The sequence below is a fragment of the Bacillus sp. PS237 genome, assembly GCF_037963345.1.
Classification (GTDB): Bacteria; Bacillota; Bacilli; order Bacillales; family Bacillaceae; genus Bacillus; species Bacillus subtilis.
The window spans coordinates 2,911,456-2,934,132 of record NZ_CP150156.1 but is presented as its reverse complement, the minus strand read 5'-3'; the positions used below and the strand labels follow the sequence as shown (position 1 = coordinate 2,934,132).

Annotated in this window: 22 protein-coding genes; 18 read left to right on the top strand and 4 right to left on the bottom strand. The window is 44.5% G+C overall.

The annotated features are described in order from the left end of the window. The first annotated feature begins 1 nt into the window (after position 1). The 11 genes from tcyK (at position 2) to NST22_RS15235 (ending at position 10,113) form a co-directional block, all read left to right on the top strand. On the top strand, positions 2 to 814 hold the full coding sequence (tcyK, locus tag NST22_RS15285) for a sulfur-containing amino acid ABC transporter substrate-binding protein TcyK (RefSeq protein ID WP_004399116.1): 813 nt from the start codon (positions 2 to 4) through the stop codon (positions 812 to 814). Between the two features lie 21 nt (positions 815 to 835). Next, positions 836 to 1,555, top strand: coding sequence for a sulfur-containing amino acid ABC transporter permease TcyL (gene tcyL / locus NST22_RS15280; protein ID WP_004399112.1), 720 nt, complete (start codon positions 836 to 838; stop codon positions 1,553 to 1,555). Between the two features lie 29 nt (positions 1,556 to 1,584). Next, positions 1,585 to 2,292: a sulfur-containing amino acid ABC transporter permease TcyM gene (gene tcyM / locus NST22_RS15275; protein ID WP_004398678.1), complete on the top strand. Its 708-nt coding sequence runs from the start codon at positions 1,585 to 1,587 to the stop codon at positions 2,290 to 2,292. Further along, positions 2,289 to 3,068: a sulfur-containing amino-acid ABC transporter ATP-binding protein TcyN gene (gene tcyN, locus NST22_RS15270; protein WP_004398701.1), complete on the top strand. Its 780-nt coding sequence runs from the start codon at positions 2,289 to 2,291 to the stop codon at positions 3,066 to 3,068. The genes tcyM and tcyN overlap by 4 nt, the downstream gene beginning before the upstream one ends. Beyond that, complete coding sequence (locus NST22_RS15265; RefSeq protein WP_004398798.1) at positions 3,065 to 4,069, top strand: LLM class flavin-dependent oxidoreductase; 1,005 nt, start codon at positions 3,065 to 3,067, stop codon at positions 4,067 to 4,069. The genes tcyN and NST22_RS15265 overlap by 4 nt, the downstream gene beginning before the upstream one ends. Before the next feature lie 14 nt (positions 4,070 to 4,083). Continuing rightward, the gene (locus NST22_RS15260; RefSeq protein WP_004399148.1) at positions 4,084 to 4,365 is read left to right on the top strand and encodes a glutaredoxin family protein; all 282 of its coding nucleotides are present in this window, start codon (positions 4,084 to 4,086) and stop codon (positions 4,363 to 4,365) included. After that, positions 4,362 to 5,690: an LLM class flavin-dependent oxidoreductase gene (locus tag NST22_RS15255; protein ID WP_004398733.1), complete on the top strand. Its 1,329-nt coding sequence runs from the start codon at positions 4,362 to 4,364 to the stop codon at positions 5,688 to 5,690. The genes NST22_RS15260 and NST22_RS15255 overlap by 4 nt, the downstream gene beginning before the upstream one ends. Positions 5,691 to 5,736: 46 nt before the next feature. Further along, on the top strand, positions 5,737 to 6,429 hold the full coding sequence (gene ribR, locus NST22_RS15250; protein ID WP_003229393.1) for an RNA-binding riboflavin kinase RibR: 693 nt from the start codon (positions 5,737 to 5,739) through the stop codon (positions 6,427 to 6,429). A 17-nt stretch (positions 6,430 to 6,446) separates the two neighbouring features. Next, positions 6,447 to 7,697 (top strand): S-alkyl-N-acetyl-metabolite deacetylase SndA, encoded by a 1,251-nt coding sequence (sndA, locus tag NST22_RS15245; RefSeq protein WP_003229395.1) that lies wholly within the window; start codon positions 6,447 to 6,449, stop codon positions 7,695 to 7,697. 18 nt (positions 7,698 to 7,715) lie between these two features. Further along, positions 7,716 to 8,618 (top strand): sulfite exporter TauE/SafE family protein, encoded by a 903-nt coding sequence (locus NST22_RS15240; RefSeq protein WP_003246070.1) that lies wholly within the window; start codon positions 7,716 to 7,718, stop codon positions 8,616 to 8,618. Positions 8,619 to 8,793: 175 nt separating this feature from the next. After that, positions 8,794 to 10,113, top strand: a complete 1,320-nt coding sequence (locus NST22_RS15235; RefSeq protein WP_004398641.1) for a CBS domain-containing protein — start codon at positions 8,794 to 8,796, stop codon at positions 10,111 to 10,113. Positions 10,114 to 10,131: 18 nt separating this feature from the next. On the opposite strand, the gene NST22_RS15230 is transcribed toward NST22_RS15235, so the two are convergent. Next, entirely contained in the window at positions 10,132 to 10,434 is a 303-nt protein-coding gene (locus NST22_RS15230) for a YtpI family protein (protein ID WP_003229401.1), read from the bottom strand. 130 nt (positions 10,435 to 10,564) lie between these two features. Here NST22_RS15230 and nrnA point away from each other — a divergent pair, with 130 nt between their 5' ends. Further along, positions 10,565 to 11,506: a bifunctional oligoribonuclease/PAP phosphatase NrnA gene (gene nrnA / locus NST22_RS15225; RefSeq protein ID WP_004398971.1), complete on the top strand. Its 942-nt coding sequence runs from the start codon at positions 10,565 to 10,567 to the stop codon at positions 11,504 to 11,506. A 17-nt stretch (positions 11,507 to 11,523) separates the two neighbouring features. Here the strand turns inward: nrnA and NST22_RS15220 are convergent, their stop codons facing one another. From NST22_RS15220 to ytrH, 3 genes are all read right to left on the bottom strand, one after another. Further along, on the bottom strand, positions 11,524 to 11,715 hold the full coding sequence (locus tag NST22_RS15220) for a hypothetical protein (RefSeq protein ID WP_003229407.1): 192 nt from the start codon (positions 11,713 to 11,715) through the stop codon (positions 11,524 to 11,526). Between the two features lie 101 nt (positions 11,716 to 11,816). Next, on the bottom strand, positions 11,817 to 12,320 hold the full coding sequence (gene ytrI, locus NST22_RS15215; RefSeq protein WP_003229408.1) for a sporulation membrane protein YtrI: 504 nt from the start codon (positions 12,318 to 12,320) through the stop codon (positions 11,817 to 11,819). Continuing rightward, positions 12,317 to 12,658: a sporulation membrane protein YtrH gene (gene ytrH / locus NST22_RS15210; protein ID WP_003229410.1), complete on the bottom strand. Its 342-nt coding sequence runs from the start codon at positions 12,656 to 12,658 to the stop codon at positions 12,317 to 12,319. The genes ytrI and ytrH overlap by 4 nt, the downstream gene beginning before the upstream one ends. A gap of 139 nt (positions 12,659 to 12,797) precedes the next feature. Here ytrH and dnaE point away from each other — a divergent pair, with 139 nt between their 5' ends. The 6 genes from dnaE (at position 12,798) to pyk (ending at position 22,626) form a co-directional block, all read left to right on the top strand. After that, a complete protein-coding gene (gene dnaE / locus NST22_RS15205; RefSeq protein WP_003229412.1) occupies positions 12,798 to 16,145 on the top strand; it encodes a DNA polymerase III subunit alpha in 3,348 nt (1,115 codons plus the stop codon). 136 nt (positions 16,146 to 16,281) lie between these two features. Further along, complete coding sequence (gene maeB, locus NST22_RS15200; protein ID WP_003229415.1) at positions 16,282 to 17,514, top strand: NADP-dependent malic enzyme; 1,233 nt, start codon at positions 16,282 to 16,284, stop codon at positions 17,512 to 17,514. A 334-nt stretch (positions 17,515 to 17,848) separates the two neighbouring features. Then, positions 17,849 to 18,721, top strand: a complete 873-nt coding sequence (gene accD, locus NST22_RS15195; RefSeq protein WP_003223544.1) for an acetyl-CoA carboxylase, carboxyltransferase subunit beta — start codon at positions 17,849 to 17,851, stop codon at positions 18,719 to 18,721. Beyond that, positions 18,706 to 19,683 (top strand): acetyl-CoA carboxylase carboxyl transferase subunit alpha, encoded by a 978-nt coding sequence (gene accA / locus NST22_RS15190; protein ID WP_003229417.1) that lies wholly within the window; start codon positions 18,706 to 18,708, stop codon positions 19,681 to 19,683. Before accD ends, accA begins: the two co-directional genes overlap by 16 nt. A gap of 183 nt (positions 19,684 to 19,866) precedes the next feature. After that, complete coding sequence (gene pfkA / locus NST22_RS15185; protein WP_003229420.1) at positions 19,867 to 20,826, top strand: 6-phosphofructokinase; 960 nt, start codon at positions 19,867 to 19,869, stop codon at positions 20,824 to 20,826. Between the two features lie 42 nt (positions 20,827 to 20,868). Continuing rightward, a complete protein-coding gene (gene pyk, locus NST22_RS15180) occupies positions 20,869 to 22,626 on the top strand; it encodes a pyruvate kinase (protein ID WP_004398560.1) in 1,758 nt (585 codons plus the stop codon). Positions 22,627 to 22,677: the final 51 nt, after the last annotated feature.

The following is a 22,677-nucleotide window of genomic DNA, read 5'->3' as shown; positions in this document are numbered from 1 at the left end:
GATGAAAACGAAAACAGCATTCATGGCAATATTATTTTCGCTTATAACAGTTCTGTCAGCTTGCGGTGCAGGCAGTCAAACGACGGGAGCCGGGCAAAAGAAGGTACAGACGATCACGGTCGGAACTGGAACCCAATTTCCGAATATTTGCTTTATCGATGAAAAAGGCGATTTAACCGGTTATGATGTCGAACTGATCAAAGAGCTTGATAAGCGCCTGCCACATTATAAATTCACATTTAAAACGATGGAATTTTCCAACCTGCTTGTCAGCCTCGGACAGCATAAAGTCGATATCGTGGCACATCAAATGGAGAAAAGCAAAGAGCGTGAGAAAAAATTTCTGTTTAACAAGGTTGCTTACAACCATTTTCCTTTAAAAATTACTGTGCTTCAAAATAACGATACGATCCGTGGAATTGAAGACTTAAAAGGAAAACGGGTGATTACGAGTGCAACCTCCAACGGAGCGCTTGTACTGAAAAAATGGAATGAGGATAATGGACGGCCGTTTGAGATTGCCTATGAGGGCCAAGGCGCAAATGAGACTGCGAATCAGCTGAAATCGGGGCGTGCGGACGCAACGATCTCAACGCCTTTTGCAGTAGACTTTCAAAACAAGACGAGCACTATTAAAGAAAAAACCGTCGGTAATGTGCTTTCAAATGCCAAAGTGTATTTTATGTTTAACAAAAATGAACAAACGTTAAGTGACGATATTGATAAAGCCTTACAGGAAATCATTGATGACGGAACGTTGAAAAGGCTCAGTTTGAAATGGCTTGGTGACGACTATTCCAAAGAGCAGTATTAGGTAAAAAGAGAGGGAGCAGTGATGGAAAAAGCGTTTGATATGAACATGATTGGAGATTTTGTGCCGACGTTAACCGCTTATTTACCGGTTACATTATACATTTTAACACTGTCCTTGCTTTTCGGTTTTGTATTAGGACTCTTTCTGGCACTGCCCCGCATCTATAATATTCCAATTGTAAATCAATTGGCAAAAGTGTATATCTCGTTTTTCAGGGGAACGCCTATCATGGTGCAGCTTTTCATCGTGTTTTACGGGATCCCGGCGCTTACGGGGCTTATCGGGATTGATACATCAAAAATGGACCCGTTTTATGCTGCTGTCGCAACCTACGCGTTAAGCAATGCAGCGGCAGCCGCAGAAATCATTCGAGCGGGGGTGGGCAGTGTAGATAAAGGCCAAACGGAAGCGGCGTACAGTATTGGCTTAAGCGGTAGTCAGGCCTTCAGGCGAATCGTTCTGCCCCAGGCACTTGTCCAGGCGTTTCCGAATATGGGAAACATGGTGATCAGTTCTTTAAAAGATACGTCTCTAGCCTTTTCAATAGGTGTTATGGATATGTCCGGAAGGGGCCAAACACTGATTACCTCAAGCAACCATTCTCTTGAAGTTTACATTGCGCTATCGATTGTTTATTATGCTGTAGCGGTTTTATTCGAATGGTTCTTTCGAGTGGCAGAAAAACGAATCAAGAAGAATCAAACAAGGATTGTTACTGTTTTTGACATGAACATACATTGATATATTTCTTCGGATGAGGGGGGAGAAGATTGCAATTTGACTTTCCATTTATCGTTTCCGCCATGAAAGAAATGGTAAAGACCATTCCTCTGACATTGATGATGGCTGTTTTGCCGATTGTGTTTGGATTTCTCGTGGCTCTTGGAAATATAATTGTTAGAATTTTTAGAATTAAGGGCTTGGTGGCTTGCTCAAGGTTTTATGTGTCTTTCTTTCGAAGTACACCTGCAATTCTTCACATTATGTTGATTTATTTAGGGATACCGCCTGTTGCAGATCAAGTCAGCAGTTTTTTTCATCTCGGCTGGTCCGCTAATGAGATACCGGTCTCCATGTTTGTCATCATGGCCTTGTCTTTAACTGCCGGAGCTTATCTCACAGAAATCATCCGGTCGGGCATTCTGGCGATGGATACCGGACAGGTCGAAGCGGCTTATTCAATCGGCTTGACATACAGCCAAACCTTTCGGCGTGTAATATTGCCGCAGGCGCTGAAGGTTTCCATCCCAAACTTCACAAATTTGGGTATCGGCTTTTTGCATACCACCTCTATCGCGGCTATAGTGGCTGTCCCAGAGATTACAGGGACGGCGACTATCGTTGCTTCTGATAATTATGCATTTTTAGAAGCGTTTATCGGAGCAGCGATTATCTATTGGGTGCTGACTCTAATCCTAGAATCCGCAAATGGAGTATTAGAGAGAAAGGCAGCCAGATTTCAAGGAGGCACTTTATGATTGAGATTAAAAATATCCATAAACAGTTTGGCATCCACCATGTATTAAAAGGGATAAATCTCACGGTACGCAAGGGAGAAGTTGTGACGATTATCGGGCCGAGCGGATCAGGGAAAACCACCTTTTTACGGTGCCTGAATTTATTAGAACGTCCAGACGAAGGGATCATTTCTATACATGACAAAGTGATTAATTGCCGCTTTCCGTCCAAAAAAGAGGTTCACTGGCTCAGAAAACAGACGGCAATGGTATTTCAGCAATACCACCTGTTTGCTCACAAAACGGTGATTGAAAATGTCATGGAGGGCTTGACGATTGCCCGGAAAATGAGAAAACAAGACGCGTATGCCGTAGCGGAAAATGAACTGAGAAAGGTCGGGCTTCAAGATAAATTGAACGCTTATCCGAGTCAGTTATCGGGAGGACAAAAGCAGAGGGTAGGGATAGCAAGGGCGCTTGCCATTCATCCTGATGTGCTGCTGTTCGATGAGCCGACGGCAGCGCTTGACCCGGAGCTGGTCGGTGAAGTGCTTGAGGTAATGCTGGAAATCGTGAAAACCGGAGCCACCATGATTGTTGTTACACATGAAATGGAGTTTGCAAGAAGGGTCTCTGATCAAGTTGTTTTTATGGATGAAGGAGTCATTGTTGAACAAGGAACCCCGGAGGAAGTCTTCCGCCATACCAAAAAAGACAGAACGAGGCAGTTTCTCCGCCGTGTTTCGCCGGAATATTTATTTGAACCAAAAGAACACATAAAGGAGCCGGTGATATGATCCGCTTAAGTATTTTAGACCAAAGCTTGATTGGTGAAGGGGAGACAGCAGCTGATACATTACAGCATACAGTGAAATTGGCACAAATGGCTGAAGAATGTGGATATCACCGATTTTGGGTGGCCGAACATCACAACAATGATGAGATTGCAGGGTCTGCACCCGAGGTTCTTTTAGGCTATCTTGCTGCAAGCACAAGAAAAATTCGTTTAGCATCAGGCGGAGTGATGCTGCAGCATTACAGCTCTTATAAAGTAGCGGAGCAATTCCATCTTCTATCAGCGTTAGCTCCCGGCCGTATAGATCTTGGAGTGGGCAAAGCGCCCGGCGGGTTTCAGCTGTCCACAGACGCGCTGCAGGCCGAATATAAAAAACCGGTGCGTCAGTTTGATGAAAAACTGGAGGAGCTTACTCATTTCGTTCGGGATGATTTTCCTGATACCCACCGCTATGCCGCATTGCGTCCTAGGCCGCAGGTTGATCGGAAGCCGGGTATTTTTCTATTGGGAGGAAGCACAGAGAGTGCCATTTCTGCTGCAAAACTGGGAATCTCTTTTGTCTTTGCTTACTTTATTAACGGTGAAGAGGAAGTGCTGAAGGAAGCCCGCCGAGCATTTGACGCGCATCTCCCGCCAGGATCTGAGGCTGAATTTCATCTTGCCCCCGCTGTTTTTGCGGCACATACAAAAGAAGAAGCGGAAAAACATATTGTGTCGCGTGAATCGATAAAAGTGGTTTTGAAAGACGGGCGTAAGGTCAACGTCGGTTCCCGCGAACAGGCTGAGGCCTATCTGGAAAACGTCACAGAGCCCTATGACATCATCGTGCAAAAAACCGGGATTATTGCCGGAACAAAGGAAGAAGTGGCAGAAGAATTAACACGTTTATCAGGCACATACAAAATCAATGATTTTGTTATTTTTACACCGATCAAAAATGCTGTAGAAAAACAGCTGTCTTATCAGCTGCTGAGCGATGCAGTTTTAGCTGCAAAACGTTAAGGAGGGACAGAAGAATGAGTGATGTTGTGAACATTGTGGTTTGGAGTAAAAAAGGCTGTTCGTATTGTGAGGAAGTCAAGAATTATTTGAATGAAAAAGGGTTCCCGTTCCAAAATATCGATGTTTCAGAGAAAGAAAAGCTTCGGGATATTTTACAGGTGAAATATGGGGTGCGCCATGTGCCTGTGGTCGAAATCGGGCGCGGCAATCAGTATCAAGGGATAACTGAAATCGGCATTGAACACCTTGATCTTGCACTTGCTAATCATGCACAGATAAAGGAGGCAAAAAGATGACACGTGCAGATTTTATTCAGTTTGGAGCCATGATTCACGGTGTCGGGGGAACAACTGACGGCTGGCGTCATCCCGATGTTGATCCCTCGGCCAGCACGAATATTGAATTTTACATGAAAAAGGCGCAAACAGCTGAAAAAGGTTTGTTTAGTTTTATTTTCATTGCAGACGGCTTATTTATTTCTGAAAAATCGATTCCTCATTTTTTAAACCGTTTTGAACCGATCACCATTTTATCTGCGCTGGCATCGGTTACCAAAAATATTGGTTTAGTAGGGACGTTCTCTACATCTTTTACTGAGCCATTCACTATCTCCAGACAATTGATGTCGCTGGACCATATCAGCGGGGGCAGGGCCGGCTGGAATCTGGTTACTTCGCCGCAGGAAGGAGCGGCGCGCAACCATAGTAAGTCTAATTTGCCAGAACACACTGAACGTTACGAGATCGCACAAGAGCATTTGGATGTTGTGCGCGGGCTGTGGAATTCCTGGGAGCATGACGCATTTATACACAATAAGAAAACAGGGCAGTTTTTCGATCAGGCGAAGCTTCATCGCCTGAATCATAAAGGAAAGTATTTTCAAGTAGAGGGGCCCTTGAATATCGGGCGCTCTAAGCAGGGAGAGCCTGTAGTGTTTCAAGCGGGTTCATCAGAAACAGGCCGGCAGTTTGCTGCTAAAAATGCGGATGCGATTTTTACCCATTCCAATTCATTAGAAGAGACAAAAGCGTTTTATGCGGATGTGAAAAGCCGAGCTGCTGATGAAGGGCGTGATCCTTCAAGTGTGCGGATTTTTCCAGGGATCAGCCCGATTGTGGCAGATACGGAAGAAGAGGCGGAAAAGAAGTATCGTGAATTTGCAGAATTGATACCGATTGAAAATGCTGTTACTTATTTGGCCCGTTTTTTTGATGATTATGATCTGAGTGTTTACCCGTTGGATGAGCCATTTCCCGATATTGGCGATGTGGGAAAGAATGCGTTTCAAAGCACAACAGACCGGATTAAGAGAGAAGCAAAAGCCAGAAATCTGACATTGCGGGAGGTAGCACAGGAAATGGCTTTTCCACGGACTCTATTCATCGGAACACCAGAGCGTGTCGCATCCTTAATTGAAACTTGGTTCAACGCTGAGGCGGCGGATGGGTTTATCGTTGGGTCGGATATACCGGGAACACTTGATGCTTTTGTAGAAAAGGTGATTCCGATTCTTCAAGAAAGAGGGCTTTATCGTCAAGATTATCGCGGCGGGACATTGCGGGAAAATCTCGGTCTTGGCATTCCGCAGCATCAATCCGTTTTACATTCATCACATCATTAGGTTTCGTCTGATCGAATGCGGAAGCTGAGAGAGGAGGCTGACTTTTTTGACGATCATTGCCGGTACGGTTGTGAAAGGAAAACAATTAGGCAGAAAGCTTGGATTCCCCACGGCAAATGTAGATGCAAAAATACATGGGCTGCGTAATGGAGTTTATGGGGTTCTGGCGACAGTCAATCATCAATTTCATTTAGGGGTTATGAATATCGGTGTGAAACCGACGGTGGGCTCTAACCTTGAAAAGACATTGGAGATTTTTTTGTTTGACTTTCATAGAGACATTTATGGAGAAAAAATCGAATGCAGCATTCTCTTTAAAATTAGAGAAGAAAGAAGGTTTGATTCTTTGGAGTCTTTAACAAAGCAAATTAAAAAGGATATTTCGTGCGTTGCAAAACGCTTTGAGCTGATTGGGATTATGGCACCAAACAAAAAAGAAAGCCTTCTTTCCCATCAGGAGTTAAATCTTCCGGATCTCTGCTTTTACAAGAAATGTAATAACCTATATGGCGTCAACCGAGGCGTATACAATGTCATTGATAACTGGTTTTTTGAGTACGGAATTACACAAGTAGCTTACAGGCGCATTTATATTTTATCTTTTTTAAGCTTTTTGAAAGAAGATAATCCGAAAGTTTCCAGCAAGTATATAAGATTTGGGGCGGGCGGTCTTGCTGATAAATTGAACCGATTTATTTCATCTTATGTTGAAGAGTCTGAAGAAAATATATTGGGATAGGGAAAGGAGCGGAACATATGTCTTTGGATTATTGGAGAAATATAGAAGGCTCCTATCCATATCAGACTACAGGAAATGACATCCTGACGTTGAAAGAGGAGTCTAATCCCGTAAATCTCTCAACGCTAGAAAAGCAGCTCATCGGCATTCGCCGGCACCTGCACCAATATCCTGAACTGTCAAAAGAAGAATTTGAAACAACTGCTTTTATAAAAAAATGCCTTAAAGAAAAGGGGATACAGATTCGCCCTACTGCTCTAAAAACGGGTGTGTTCGCAGACATAGCAGGGGAGTCAGAAGGTCCGGCGATTGCTTTGAGGGCTGATATTGACGCCTTGCCAATTGAAGAAAAAACAGGATTGCCTTATGCGTCTAAACATAAAGGGATCATGCATGCGTGCGGTCATGATTTTCATACGGCAGCGCTTCTTGGTGCGGCCTTTTTATTGAAGGAAAATCAAGACAGTCTGAAAGGAAAGATTCGTTTATTATTTCAGCCAGCAGAGGAAGCGGGTGCAGGCGCTACAAAAGTGATAGAGGACGGCCAACTGGATGGCATTGATGCGGTTATTGGCCTTCACAATAAACCGGATATCGCGGTTGGGACTGTAGGGTTAAAAACAGGCCCGCTTATGGCTGCTGTTGACCGATTTAAAGTAGAGATAGAAGGGAAAGGTGCTCATGCAGCATTGCCGCATAATGGTTTTGATCCAATTATCGGCGCCTCTCAGCTTATTGTCGCCCTGCAAACGATTGTAAGCAGAAATGTAAACCCGCTGCAAAGCGCGATTTTAACCGTAGGGAAAATCAACGGCGGCAGCACTTGGAATGTCATTCCGGATACAGTGGTCATTGAGGGCACTGTTCGTACATTTGATTCAGAGGTTCGTAATCAAGTGAAACAGCGTTTTTTTGCAGTCACAGAGCAGATTTCTGCCGCTTTCTCGTTAAAGGCAAATGTGAAGTGGCATTCCGGACCGCCGCCGCTTTGTAATGATGAGGCAATTACGGGGCTGGTGCGAGACGCTGCACATAAAGCGAAACTTCAAGTCATTGATCCCGCCCCATCAACCGCGGGGGAAGATTTTGCTTATTATCTTGAGCATATTCCGGGATCCTTTGCGTTTTTTGGAACAGACGGTGATCATGATTGGCACCACCCTGCATTTACAATAGATGAAACTGCAATTATCAAAGCCTCTTATTTTTTATATGAAAGCGCCAAGAGATTGTTAGATTCGAATGAAGAGTCAAAAATATCTGATTGATATAGATGGGGTGTTCTGATGAAGAAATTAATCGTTTTTGCATTTATTGGTTTATTGTCGCAGTTAATAGACGGTTCGTTAGGTATGGCTTATGGGGTTACCTCAACTTCTTTGTTATTGGCGTTTGGCATCACACCTGCTGTGGCTTCGGCTTCTGTCCATTTAGCGGAAGTCGTAACGACTGCCGCATCGGGAGTGTCGCATATTAAATTTGGCAATGTTGACAAACAAACCGTTTATCAGCTTGTCATTCCCGGCTCTATAGGCGCTTTTTTAGGCGCGGCATTCCTCAGCCAATTACCTGGAGATGTGGCGAAACCCTATATTTCTTTGTTTTTGCTCCTTCTGGGCGGATATGTATTGATCAGGTTTTTATTTCAATATAAGCCGGCTCTTGAGAAGAAGCATGTGCCGTTAAACCGAAAACAATCCATCCCATTGGGAGTGATCGCTGGTTTTGCAGATGCCACAGGCGGAGGCGGCTGGGGACCGGTGACCACTCCGATTTTATTATCCCGCAAAGGCTTGAGCCCGAGGAAAGTTGTCGGGACTGTAGACACAAGTGAATTTGCCATCGCCGTATCTGCAACCGCCGGTTTTCTTATTTCATTAGGATGGGAGGACGTCAATTGGTTATGGGTGTTTTCACTAATGGCCGGCGGAATTATCGCTGCCCCTATCGCAGCATGGCTGGTGCAGAAGTTTCATCCGCAATTGATGGGTGTGCTTGTAGGAGGATTTATTATTCTGGTAAATGCCAGAACATTAATAAATGAATGGATCGCAAACACAGCTGTTCATCCATTGATCTATACGGCCATAGGGGCGATATGGCTATCCGCAGTTTTATTTGTTTTATCTAAAATAGGGAATCGAAATATTGTTAAGACAGCGGTTGATGTCCATTTAAAAGAAAAATAAAGGTTTTTCCGCTTTACGATGTAAAAGGAATCACGTGGTCCTTGCGTTTGACTGGAACGAAATCAACGCTGTAAGAAGCCGGTCGGGCTTCTTTTTTATTTTCCAGCCTCATTGCGTATAAATCCTTTGAAACCTTATAATAAAAACAAGAAGACTGTCCTTAGAGGTGAAAGGCTTGGCAACGAAGCATGAACAAATTTTAACGTATATCGATTCACTGCCTGTCGGTGAAAAAATTTCTGTCCGAAGAATTGCAAAGGAAATGAAAGTAAGCGAAGGAACCGCGTACAGAGCGATCAAGGAAGCAGAGAATAAAGGGTTTGTCAGCACGATTGAACGTGTGGGCACAATCAGAATTGAACAAAAGAAAAAAGAGAACATTGAAAAGCTTACCTATGCAGAGGTTGTAAATGTTATAGACGGACAAGTGCTCGGAGGCAGGGCAGGGCTCCATAAGACATTGAATAAATTCGTCATCGGCGCGATGGAGCTTGACGCGATGATGCGTTACACCGCAGCGGGGAATCTTTTGATTGTCGGAAACAGAATCAATGCACACAGGCAGGCGCTTGAAGCGGGCGCGGCCGTATTGGTGACCGGGGGCTTTAACACGGATGACAGCATTGTGCAGCTGGCAGATGAGCTTGAACTGCCGATTTTATCCACGAGCTATGACACCTTTACAGTTGCCGCGATGATTAACCGGGCAATATATGACCAGCTGATCAAAAAAGAAATTGTTTTGGTGGAGGACATCCTAACACCTGCTGACCGCACGGTATATCTTTCGCCTAAGGATAAACTTGAAAAATGGTATGAGAAAAATTTTGAAACGGGGCACGGCCGCTTCCCGGTTGTCGACGATCAAATGAAAATCCATGGCATTCTGACATCAAAAGATATTGCTGGCCATGACCGAAATGCATCTATAGAAAAAGTCATGACCAAAAATCCCGTCACGGTTATTGGGAAAACATCTGTCGCTTCAGCTGCGCAAATGATGGTATGGGAAGGGATCGAAGTGCTTCCCGTCACTGACGGCCACCAAAAACTCATCGGCATGATCAGCCGCCAAGACGTATTGAAAGCTCTTCAAATGATTCAAAAGCAGCCGCAGGTCGGGGAGAAGCTTGATGATATCGTTTCAAGGGGGTTTAAAGATGAGGGTGATGATAAAGAAGATCAAACGGTTTACGAGTATGAAGTCACGCCGCAAATGACAAATCAGCTTGGAACCATTTCTTATGGCGTATTTACGACCATTTTGACGCAAGCGGCAAACCGATTTTTGCGCTCGAAAAAACGCGGCGAACTCGTCATAGAGAGCATCACCATCTTCTTTTTGAAGCCTGTGCAGATGGAATCAGTCATCGAAGTCAAACCTCGCATCTTGGAGGCCGGCAGAAAGTTTGGGAAAATGGAAGTGGAAGTGCACAGCCAAGGTCATATCGTGTCTAAAGCGATGCTGATGGTTCAGCTGATGGAAAGAAGCTAAGGGACGTTCAGGCGCCCCTTACGCGTGATCTCTTTCAGCTTCTTTGGCGTGAAGGGGATTGTAATGCCTGAAGGCTTTATAACCTGCCCAAGCGCTTCCTGCTCCTATGACGATAAAGATACCGCCGATTACTAACGTTAATACTGAATGGAATAATATCATTTGGTTAAGCCCGTAGAACAGGACTAGTGACCCTAAGGCCATGCTTGATTTTGCTGAACATATTTCTTTTGCCAAAGATGGCTTTGCCCGTACGCCTTTTACTTTATAGTACACATAAAAGCAGGCTGAAAGCCCAATCAAAAAAACAAGAACCAGCATAAATGAAATCCTCCATCGTAAAAGTTTACAACCCCATTTTATACAAAAACGGGCTTGGTTTTGACGTTATTTTTCTTTTCCGTCGGCAGAGAATGTGATTTAATGAATAAAAACAATAAAGGAGTATCAAATGAAAACAGAATTGATCAGAACCATATCATTATATGACACGATTATCTTACATAGACATGTGCGTCCTGATCCGGATGCCTACGGATCACAGTGTGGGCTTACGGAAATCCTGCGTGAAACATATCCTGAAAAAAATATTTTTGCGGTCGGCACGCCTGAACCGTCCCTCTCTTTCTTATATTCCCTTGATGAGGTGGACAATGAAACATATGAAGGCGCACTTGTCATTGTCTGCGATACGGCAAATCAGGAAAGAATCGACGATCAGCGTTATCCTTCAGGCGCCAAACTAATGAAAATCGACCACCATCCGAACGAAGATCCATACGGTGACCTTCTCTGGGTCGATACAAGCGCCAGCTCAGTAAGTGAAATGATTTACGAGCTGTATTTAGAAGGAAAAGAGCACGGCTGGAAGCTGAATACGAAAGCGGCAGAGCTGATCTACGCCGGCATTGTTGGAGATACCGGACGCTTTTTATTTCCGAATACCACGGAAAAAACACTAAAATATGCAGGCGAGCTCATTCAGTATCCATTCTCTTCCTCAGAGTTATTTAATCAATTGTATGAAACAAAACTGAATGTGGTGAAGCTTAACGGCTTTATCTTTCAAAATGTGTCTTTGTCCGAAAACGGGGCGGCTTCTGTTTTCATCAAAAAGGATACGCTTGAAAAATTCGGCACAACGGCTTCTGAAGCGTCGCAGCTTGTCGGGACGCTTGGCAATATCTCAGGTATTCGCGCCTGGGTGTTTTTCGTAGAAGAAGACGATCAAATCAGAGTCAGATTCCGTTCGAAGGGGCCTGTCATTAACGGACTTGCCCGGAAATATAACGGCGGAGGGCATCCGTTAGCTTCAGGCGCCTCTATTTACAGCTGGGATGAAGCTGATCGTATTTTAGCTGATCTGGAAACATTATGTAAAGAACACGAGTAGAGGGGAGACCCTCTCTCTTAGTGTTCATCTGTGACGGGGATGAACCAGCAGCCGAAATCAGTAAGGTCCTCGTAGACTTGGAGATTGTGTGATTGAAGTTCTTTTTTGATGAGGGAAGCGAGTGAGTTTGTTTCGGCATATGCAGAAAAACCTTGTCTGAGACGGGCTGCTTGATCTTTTGCTAACTGACGGTCACTGTAAACCTCCATTTCCCTTCCTCCTTCCTTTCGCCATTAAGCCTCACATATAGTTTATAAAAAAGAATGGGAAAAAGCGACAGAAGTTTGGAGAATTTAAAAAAAATCCATAATTATGTGGCGAAAGAAATTTCAAGTTCCACTGTCAGCCTCGTATAAATAATCAATTCTCTGACGGTTGCCTCGTATTTTTTTTCATTGATCATATAGACTTTATTTTCAATTGTCCGCTTCAAGAGATCCTTTGTTTGATAGACGCTCTCTATGTCTTTTGTAATCACCTCTGAAATATCATCCTTTACATGCTCCTCGAATTTCGTTTTATCCGGCTGTGATATTTTATATTTATCCCCATTCAGCAATTTGACGCTGACGCTTTGAATCAGCAGTTTTCTTTTATTATCTTCATTCAGTTTATGGAGGTCTTCCTGATAGATCGAAATTTGATTGTTCAAGTCTTTTACATGCTCTTTTTGCTTTTCGATGAGGCTGACCTGCTCCTCTTGGAATGTTCCGTAAGTAAACAGGAAAAAGAACCAGCTGATTACGGCTCCGCACATCATTCCCGCGAAAAAACGCTGCCATCCCGGTTTTTTGTAATGCTGGGGGACCCTCATGAAGAAAGATGCTCCTGGGTCAGCCATGATATAATAAGCCAGCCGCTTTGCGCGCCCCCCATGGCCGAAATAATTAAAAGAAGCTGTTTAAAGATATCTCTCGTATTGCCTTCGAGTATGCCGCGTTCAAAGCTGTATACCGCATCAAAGGTGCCTCCGATAGCTGCGACAAGCGCCCATATTTTTAACCGGTTGGCAAGCTTTGTAATGGCTGTAAGCGGGGGTTCGCCTGCCAAGTATGCTCCGAGCCCTCCGATGAGTGCGCCCCCGATCAGCACCCCTAACGCAATGAAGTAGCTATTGATAAAATTCACCATAAATCCTGCTTCCTGATCCATCTTTATCACCTCACCTTTTATATCATATTGAGCTTTCAGGACAAGTATGATGATGAGTCAAAAAAGAACATTTGTTTCTTTTGGAAACCGGCCTTATAATGAAGGAAGAAATGGATCGTAATGAGAAAGAGGTGATAGCATGTCTTTTGTTCACCTGCAAGTGCATAGCGGGTATAGCCTGCTAAACAGCGCCGCGGCTGTGGAAGAACTCGTCAGTGAAGCTGACAGGCTCGGATATGCGTCTTTGGCGCTGACAGATGATCATGTCATGTACGGAGCTATTCAATTTTATAAAGCTTGCAAGGCGAGAGGGATCAACCCAATAATCGGTTTGACGGCTTCTGTTTTTACAGATGACAGCGAGCTTGAAGCATACCCGCTCGTCCTGCTGGCAAAATCGAATACAGGCTATCAAAACCTGCTGAAAATCAGCAGCGTTCTGCAATCTAAATCAAAAGGCGGACTGAAGCCGAAATGGCTTCACAGTTATCGAGAAGGGATTATCGCAATAACGCCCGGCGAAAAAGGATATATTGAAACGCTTCTTGAAGGAGGGCTGTTCGAACAGGCTGCTCAAGCCTCGCTGGAATTTCAGTCTATATTCGGAAAGGGAGCTTTTTATTTCTCCTATCAGCCTTTTAAAGGGAATCAAGTCTTGTCTGAGCAGATTCTAAAGCTGTCAGAAGAAACGGGTATCCCTGTTACGGCCACAGGCGATGTGCATTACATAAGGAAGGAAGATAAGGCTGCCTACCGTTGTTTGAAAGCGATTAAAGCGGGGGAAAAACTGACGGATGCACCCGCTGAAGATTTGCCTGATCTCGATTTGAAACCACTCGAAGAAATGCAAAACATTTATCGAGAGCATCCCGAGGCACTGCAAGCTTCTGTAGAGATCGCGGAACAATGCCGGGTTGACGTCAGTCTCGGGCAGACCCGTCTACCGTCTTTTCCGACCCCAGACGGAACGTCCGCTGATGATTATTTAACGGATATCTGTATGGAGGGACTCCGCAGCCGTTTCGGCAAGCCTGATGAACGATACCTTCGCCGTCTTCAATATGAGCTTGATGTCATCAAGCGGATGAAGTTCAGCGATTACTTTCTGATCGTGTGGGATTTTATGAAGCACGCCCATGAAAAAGGGATTGTTACAGGACCGGGAAGGGGTTCTGCGGCGGGTTCTCTTGTGGCATATGTGCTGTATATCACAGATGTTGACCCGATTAAGCATCACCTTCTGTTTGAAAGATTTTTAAATCCCGAACGCGTCAGCATGCCGGATATTGATATTGACTTTCCCGATACTAGAAGGGATGAAGTCATTCAATATGTTCAGCAGAAATACGGTGCAATGCACGTCGCACAGATTATCACCTTTGGAACACTTGCGGCAAAGGCGGCGCTCCGGGACGTCGGCAGAGTATTCGGCGTCAGCCCGAAGGAGGCAGATCAGCTTGCAAAACTCATTCCTTCAAGACCGGGAATGACGCTGGATGAAGCGAGACAGCAGTCACCGCAGCTGGATAAGCGGCTTCGGGAGTCAAGCCTGCTTCAGCAAGTCTATTCAATTGCCCGGAAAATAGAAGGGCTGCCAAGGCATGCATCAACCCACGCAGCGGGCGTTGTCCTGAGTGAAGAACCGTTAACAGATGTTGTTCCGCTTCAAGAAGGGCATGAAGGGATCTATTTAACGCAATACGCGATGGACCATCTTGAAGACTTGGGCCTTTTAAAAATGGATTTCTTAGGTTTGAGGAATCTGACACTTATTGAATCCATCACTTCAATGATTGAAAAAGAAGAAAATATTAAAATAGACCTTTCAAGTATTTCCTACAGCGATGACAAAACGTTCTCCTTGCTGTCAAAAGGGGATACGACAGGCATTTTCCAGCTTGAATCTGCAGGGATGAGAAGCGTCTTGAAACGGCTGAAACCTTCGGGCCTAGAAGATATTGTGGCGGTCAATGCACTGTACCGGCCGGGTCCGATGGAAAATATTCCGTTATTTATCGACCGTAAACACGGTCGGGCGCCTGTTCACTATCCTCATGAAGATTTAAGGAGCATTTTGGAAGATACATATGGCGTCATTGTGTATCAGGAACAAATTATGATGATTGCTTCCCGTATGGCGGGGTTTTCTTTAGGCGAAGCGGACCTATTGAGAAGGGCGGTCAGCAAAAAGAAAAAAGAAATCCTGGACAGAGAGCGAAGCCATTTTGTTGAAGGGTGCTTAAAAAAGGAGTATTCTGTAGACACTGCAAATGAGGTCTACGATTTAATCGTCAAATTCGCAAACTATGGCTTTAACAGAAGCCATGCGGTGGCATACAGCATGATCGGGTGCCAGCTTGCGTATTTGAAAGCTCATTATCCGTTATATTTTATGTGCGGATTGCTGACAAGCGTCATTGGCAATGAGGATAAAATCTCTCAATATCTTTACGAAGCAAAGGGGAGCGGGATTCGTATCCTTCCTCCGTCAGTGAATAAAAGCAGTTTTCCGTTTACAGTTGAAAACGGATCTGTCAGATACAGCCTCCGCGCGATAAAAAGTGTAGGCGTCTCAGCAGTCAAAGATATATATAAAGCAAGAAAAGAGAAACCATTTGAAGATCTTTTCGATTTCTGCTTTCGCGTGCCGTCAAAAAGCGTAAATCGCAAAATGCTTGAAGCACTTATCTTTTCTGGTGCGATGGACGAATTCGGCCAAAACCGGGCCACGCTGCTCGCATCCATTGATGTTGCTTTGGAACATGCTGAGCTATTCGCCGCGGACGATGACCAAATGGGATTGTTTTTAGATGAATCGTTTTCAATTAAGCCGAAGTATGTGGAGACGGAGGAGCTTCCTCTGGTGGATTTACTTGCGTTTGAAAAGGAAACGCTTGGCATTTATTTTTCAAATCATCCCCTCTCCGCCTTCCGAAAACAGCTCACTGCGCAAGGAGCAGTCTCCATTCTGCAGGCTCAGCGGGCAGTCAAAAGGCAGCTTTCACTAGGCGTTCTGCTGTCGAAGATCAAAACGATTCGGACGAAAACAGGTCAAAACATGGCGTTTTTAACGCTCAGTGATGAAACCGGCGAGATGGAAGCCGTAGTCTTCCCTGAACAATTCAGACAGCTTTCTCCCGTTTTAAGAGAAGGCGCTCTTTTGTTCACTGCGGGGAAATGTGAAGTTAGACAAGATAAGATCCAATTCATCATGTCCCGGGCAGAATTATTAGAAGATATGGATGCAGAAAAAGCGCCATCGGTTTATATAAAAATAGAAAGCAGTCAGCACAGCCAGGAGATCCTGGCAAAGATTAAGCGCATTTTGCTGGAGCATAAAGGGGAAACAGGCGTTTATCTCTATTATGAAAGGCAAAAACAGACGATTAAGCTACCTGAGTCGTTCCATATCAATGCAGATCACCAGGTGTTATATCGCTTAAAAGAGCTGTTGGGTCAAAAAAACGTCGTTTTAAAACAGTGGTAACGATTCGCTTTTTGTTATACAATTGGAGCAATTATGTGATCCTGTTTAAATATTCAGATAGATTTACTCCGCAGAATGCAGCAATCAACGCAGCAGTATACGAATCAAAAAATATCCATAAGGAGTGTTTAGGAGAATGTCATTAAGAGAAGAAGCATTACACCTGCATAAAGTCAACCAGGGGAAACTGGAGTCTAAATCAAAAGTAGAGGTCAGAAATGCGAAAGATTTAAGCCTCGCGTATTCTCCGGGTGTTGCAGAACCGTGTAAGGATATTCATGAAGACATTAACAAAGTATATGATTATACAATGAAGGGGAACATGGTAGCAGTTGTAACTGACGGTACAGCTGTGCTTGGCCTTGGAAACATCGGCCCTGAAGCGGCGCTTCCTGTTATGGAAGGGAAAGCAGTTCTTTTCAAAAGCTTTGCGGGCGTAGATGCGTTCCCGATTGCTTTAAACACAAACGATGTTGATAAAATCGTTGAAACTGTAAAATTGCTGGAACCGACATTTGGCGGCGTCAACCTTGAAGATATTGCAGCGCCAAACTGCTTTATCATTGAAGAGCGCCTCAAAAAAGAAACAAACATCCCGGTTTTCCATGATGATCAGCACGGTACTGCCATTGTAACCGTAGCAGGTCTTGTGAACGCGCTGAAACTGTCTGGAAAATCCATGTCATCCATTAAAGTTGTCGCAAACGGCGCGGGTGCGGCTGGCATTGCGATTATCAAGCTTCTTCATCATTATGGCGTTCGCGACATTGTGATGTGCGATTCCAAAGGGGCCATTTATGAAGGGCGCCCGAACGGCATGAACGATGTCAAAAATGAAGTGGCGAAGTTCACGAACCAAGATCGCAAAGACGGTTCTCTGAAAGATGTTATCGTTGATGCTGACGTATTTATCGGTGTCTCTGTAGCAGGCGCGTTAACAAAAGAAATGGTTCAAAGCATGGCAAAAGATCCGATTATCTTTGCAATGGCAAATCCAAATCCGGAAATCATGCCGGAAGATGCGCGTGAAGCCGGAGCAAGCGTTGTCGGAACTGGCCGTTCTGACTTCCCGAACCAAGTAAACAATGTTCTTGCATTCCCTGGTATTTTCCGCGGAGCGCTTGATGTGCGTGCCACTCATATTAACGAGGAAATGAAAATCGCAGCGGTTGAAGCCATTGCTTCACTGGTTTCAGAAGATGAGCTTAGCGCAGACTATGTCATCCCTGCACCGTTTGATAAACGTGTTGCGCCTGCTGTTGCGAAGGCTGTGGCAAAAGCTGCGATGGAAACAGGTGTTGCAAGAATCACTGTTGACCCTGAGGAAGTCGCAGAAAAAACAAGAAAACTTACGATTATTGGTGAATAATTTTAATTCATTCCAAAAATGGCAGCGCGTTGGCGGAGACCGGCGCGCTGTTCTCAAGTTAAACTGACGGCTGAAATTTTTTTAGGGGGTTAGCCTTAAAAAAATTTCAGCCGGGTTTAACATTATTTTTGAATGCGCTGTCAACCTTGTCGTTTCAACACCTTATCTGATTTCATACAAGCCTTTCCGAGCACGTCATCGAATAAAAAGTTGTCGAATTGAGGATGACAGCGTTTGACAAAAAAAGTACAATAGTTTCGGTAAAGTTATTAGCAAGTCTATCTGTTTGATGACATGCGGTGAAGAGAACCCTTCACAAAAGGGAGGTAATCATTTGTTAAAGGATATATTCACGAAAAAGAAAAAGTATGCTTCCGTACCGTCTGATCAAGCGAAGCACGATGTTCCGGAAGGCATTATGACAAAATGTCCTAAGTGTAAAAAAATCATGCTCACTAAAGAGTTGGATAAAAATATGCGGGTATGCATGAACTGCGATTATCATTTCCCAATGAACGCAAAACAGCGTATCGAAAGCTTGATGGATGAACAATCCTTTGAGGAATTTAATCAGGGAATGCTCTCGGAAAATCCGCTTGGTTTCCCGGGATATCTGGAAAAGCTTGAAAAAGATCGCGAGAAAACATCCTTAAACGAGGCTGTTGTGACAGGCAAGGGCACCATCGGCGGACACCCGGCTGTTGTCGCCGTCATGGACTCTTCATTCAGAATGGGCAGCATGGGTTCAGTCGTCGGTGAAAAAATCACGCTTGCGATTGAAAAAGCAAAAGCTGATAAAGTTCCGTTTATTATTTTTACGGCTTCAGGCGGTGCTAGAATGCAGGAAGGCGTATTAAGTTTGATGCAGATGGCAAAGACAAGCTCTGCGTTAAAACTGTTCAGTGAAGAACAGGGTCTTATTATTTCAGTAATGACGCATCCGACTACCGGGGGCGTATCAGCAAGCTTTGCATCCCTTGGCGATTACAATTTCGCTGAGCCTGGCGCGCTGATCGGTTTTGCCGGAAGACGGATTATTGAACAGACAATAGGAGAAAAACTGCCTGAGGACTTCCAAACGGCTGAGTTTTTATTAAAACATGGACAGCTTGATGCGGTTATTCATCGCGACGATATGAAAAAAACGTTAGAAAATCTGCTGGATATGCATCAAACAGGAGGTGACATTGAGTGGCTCCAAGATTAGAATTTGAAAAACCGGTGATTGAACTGCAAACCAAAATCGCCGAACTAAAAAAATTCACCCAAGATTCCGATATGGATCTAAGTGCGGAAATCGAACGGCTCGAAGACCGTCTCGCTAAGCTTCAGGATGATATTTACAAAAATTTGAAGCCGTGGGACCGGGTTCAAATCGCGCGTCTGGCGGACCGTCCGACAACTCTTGATTATATCGAACACCTGTTTACCGACTTTTTTGAATGTCACGGAGACAGAGCGTACGGGGACGATGAAGCCATTGTCGGCGGGATTGCGAAGTTCCACGGCCTCCCTGTAACGGTAATCGGGCATCAGCGCGGCAAAGACACGAAGGAAAACCTAGTCCGCAATTTTGGGATGCCGCATCCAGAAGGCTACAGAAAAGCGCTTCGTCTGATGAAACAGGCTGACAAATTTAACAGACCAATTATCTGTTTTATTGATACGAAGGGGGCATACCCTGGACGAGCAGCTGAAGAAAGAGGACAAAGTGAAGCTATTGCCAAAAACCTGTTTGAGATGGCCGGCCTTCGAGTGCCTGTTATCTGCATCGTCATTGGTGAAGGCGGAAGCGGCGGAGCCCTTGGTCTGGGTGTAGGCAATCACTTGCATATGCTGGAAAACTCTACTTATTCTGTTATTTCTCCGGAAGGTGCCGCGGCACTTTTATGGAAGGACTCCAGTCTTGCTAAAAAAGCAGCAGAAACAATGAAAATCACTGCGCCGGATTTAAAAGAATTAGGTATTATAGATCATATGATTAAAGAAGTAAAAGGCGGAGCGCACCATGATGTGAAGCTGCAGGCAAGCTATATGGACGAAACCCTTAAACAATCGTTAAAAACTTTACTGAAGCTGAGCGAAGAAGAATTAGTTCAGCAGCGTTATGAAAAATATAAAGCAATTGGCAAAGTCTCGGTTGAAGATCAATATATCGGGGTAAACTAAATAAACGTGAAGCCTTTGGCTCACGTTTATTTTTTGTGACATTCCTTAAATTTTATTTAAAAACAATTTATTTAATTGTATAATAGGTAAGGTTTCATAGGGAGGATGGAGATCCCTTTTCATTGTTTTTAGGGCAATGATCATGTTATGTTTAATCATATATGTTGCTGAGGTGAATGGAGAATGAAACGAATAGGGGTATTAACGAGCGGCGGGGATTCCCCGGGAATGAACGCAGCAGTTCGCGCAGTAGTCAGAAAAGCGATCTATCATGACGTTGAAGTTTACGGTATTTACAACGGATACGCGGGATTGATCAGCGGAAAGATTGAAAAGCTTGAACTCGGATCAGTAGGCGATATTATACATCGTGGAGGGACTAAGCTTTATACGGCGAGATGTCCTGAATTCAAAACAGTTGAAGGCCGTGAAAAAGGGATAGCAAACTTGAAGAAGCTTGGTATTGAAGGCCTTGTTGTTATCGGTGGAGACGGTTCCTATATGGGTGCGAAAAAATTAACGGAACACGGGTTTCCATGTGTAGGTGTACCGGGTACAATTGATAATGACATTCCGGGCACTGATTTTACAATCGGTTTCGATACAGCTTTAAATACAGTAATTGACGCAATTGATAAGATTCGCGATACAGCGACTTCTCATGAACGTACATATGTAATCGAAGTAATGGGCCGTCATGCCGGCGATATCGCATTGTGGGCCGGTCTTGCAGGGGGCGCAGAATCGATCTTAATCCCTGAGGCAGACTATGACATGCACGAAATCATTGCCCGCTTAAAACGCGGCCACGAACGCGGCAAGAAGCACAGTATTATTATTGTTGCCGAAGGTGTAGGCAGCGGTGTTGAATTCGGGAAACGCATTGAAGAAGAAACAAATCTTGAAACTAGGGTATCTGTATTGGGCCATATCCAGCGCGGAGGTTCTCCGAGTGCTGCTGACCGTGTGTTGGCAAGCCGTCTCGGCGCATATGCAGTTGAACTGCTGCTTGAAGGAAAAGGCGGACGCTGTGTAGGTATACAAAACAATAAGCTTGTAGACCATGATATTATAGAAATACTTGAGACAAAACACACAGTTGAGCAAAACATGTATCAGCTTTCAAAAGAACTGTCTATCTAATGTACAGCTGAAGGCTGAAGATTTCAGAAGGAAGTGAACCAAATGAGAAAAACTAAAATTGTTTGTACCATCGGTCCGGCAAGTGAAAGTATTGAAATGCTTACGAAATTAATGGAGTCAGGAATGAACGTGGCTCGATTAAACTTTTCTCACGGAGATTTTGAGGAGCACGGTGCAAGAATTAAAAATATCCGCGAAGCAAGTAAAAAACTTGGCAAGAACGTTGGAATTCTGCTTGATACAAAAGGTCCTGAAATCCGCACACATACAATGGAAAACGGCGGTATTGAGCTTGAAACAGGCAAAGAGCTCATTATTTCAATGGACGAGGTTGTAGGAACAACAGATAAAATTTCAGTGACATATGAAGGTTTAGTCCATGACGTTGAACAAGGTTCAACGATTCTGTTAGATGACGGCCTTATCGGTCTTGAGGTACTTGATGTAGATGCCGCTAAACGCGAAATCAAAACAAAAGTATTAAACAACGGAACACTCAAAAATAAAAAAGGTGTTAACGTACCGGGCGTAAGTGTCAATCTTCCGGGGATTACTGAAAAGGATGCGCGAGACATCGTTTTCGGTATTGAGCAAGGAGTAGACTTCATCGCACCATCTTTCATTCGACGTTCTACGGATGTGCTCGAAATCCGTGAGCTTCTTGAAGAGCACAACGCTCAGGATATTCAAATCATCCCTAAAATCGAAAACCAAGAGGGCGTTGACAACATCGATGCGATTCTCGAAGTGTCTGACGGCTTAATGGTTGCACGCGGAGACTTAGGTGTGGAAATTCCAGCTGAAGAAGTGCCGCTTGTGCAAAAAGAACTGATCAAAAAATGCAACGCGCTGGGCAAACCTGTTATTACAGCGACACAAATGCTTGACAGCATGCAGCGCAACCCGCGTCCGACTCGTGCGGAAGCAAGTGACGTTGCAAACGCGATCTTCGACGGAACAGATGCGATCATGCTTTCTGGTGAAACTGCTGCCGGAAGTTACCCGGTTGAAGCAGTTCAAACAATGCATAACATCGCGTCCCGTTCTGAAGAAGCATTAAATTATAAAGAAATTCTCTCAAAACGCAGAGACCAAGTGGGCATGACAATTACAGACGCAATTGGACAATCTGTCGCACATACGGCGATTAACCTGAATGCTGCTGCGATCGTAACGCCGACAGAAAGCGGCCATACAGCACGTATGATTGCAAAATACCGTCCGCAGGCTCCGATTGTTGCGGTTACTGTAAATGACTCTATTTCCAGAAAGCTTGCCCTCGTATCTGGCGTATTCGCGGAAAGCGGCCAAAATGCGAGCTCAACAGATGAGATGCTTGAGGATGCTGTCCAAAAATCATTGAACAGCGGAATTGTAAAACACGGCGATCTTATCGTTATTACAGCTGGCACTGTCGGTGAGTCCGGCACTACGAACTTAATGAAGGTTCATACTGTCGGCGATATCATCGCTAAAGGCCAAGGCATTGGACGCAAATCAGCTTACGGTCCGGTTGTCGTTGCACAAAATGCAAAAGAAGCTGAGCAAAAAATGACTGACGGTGCGGTACTTGTTACCAAAAGCACTGACCGTGATATGATTGCATCCCTTGAAAAAGCGTCTGCTCTTATTACAGAAGAAGGCGGTTTGACTAGCCATGCTGCGGTAGTCGGATTAAGCCTTGGCATCCCGGTTATCGTGGGTCTGGAAAATGCGACATCTATTTTGACAGATGGCCAGGATATTACAGTTGACGCTTCCAGAGGCGCAGTCTATCAAGGCCGTGCGAGCGTTCTTTAATTACAGGTGAAAATGGAAGGGGAATCCCTTCCTTTTCTCTTTATCATGCCT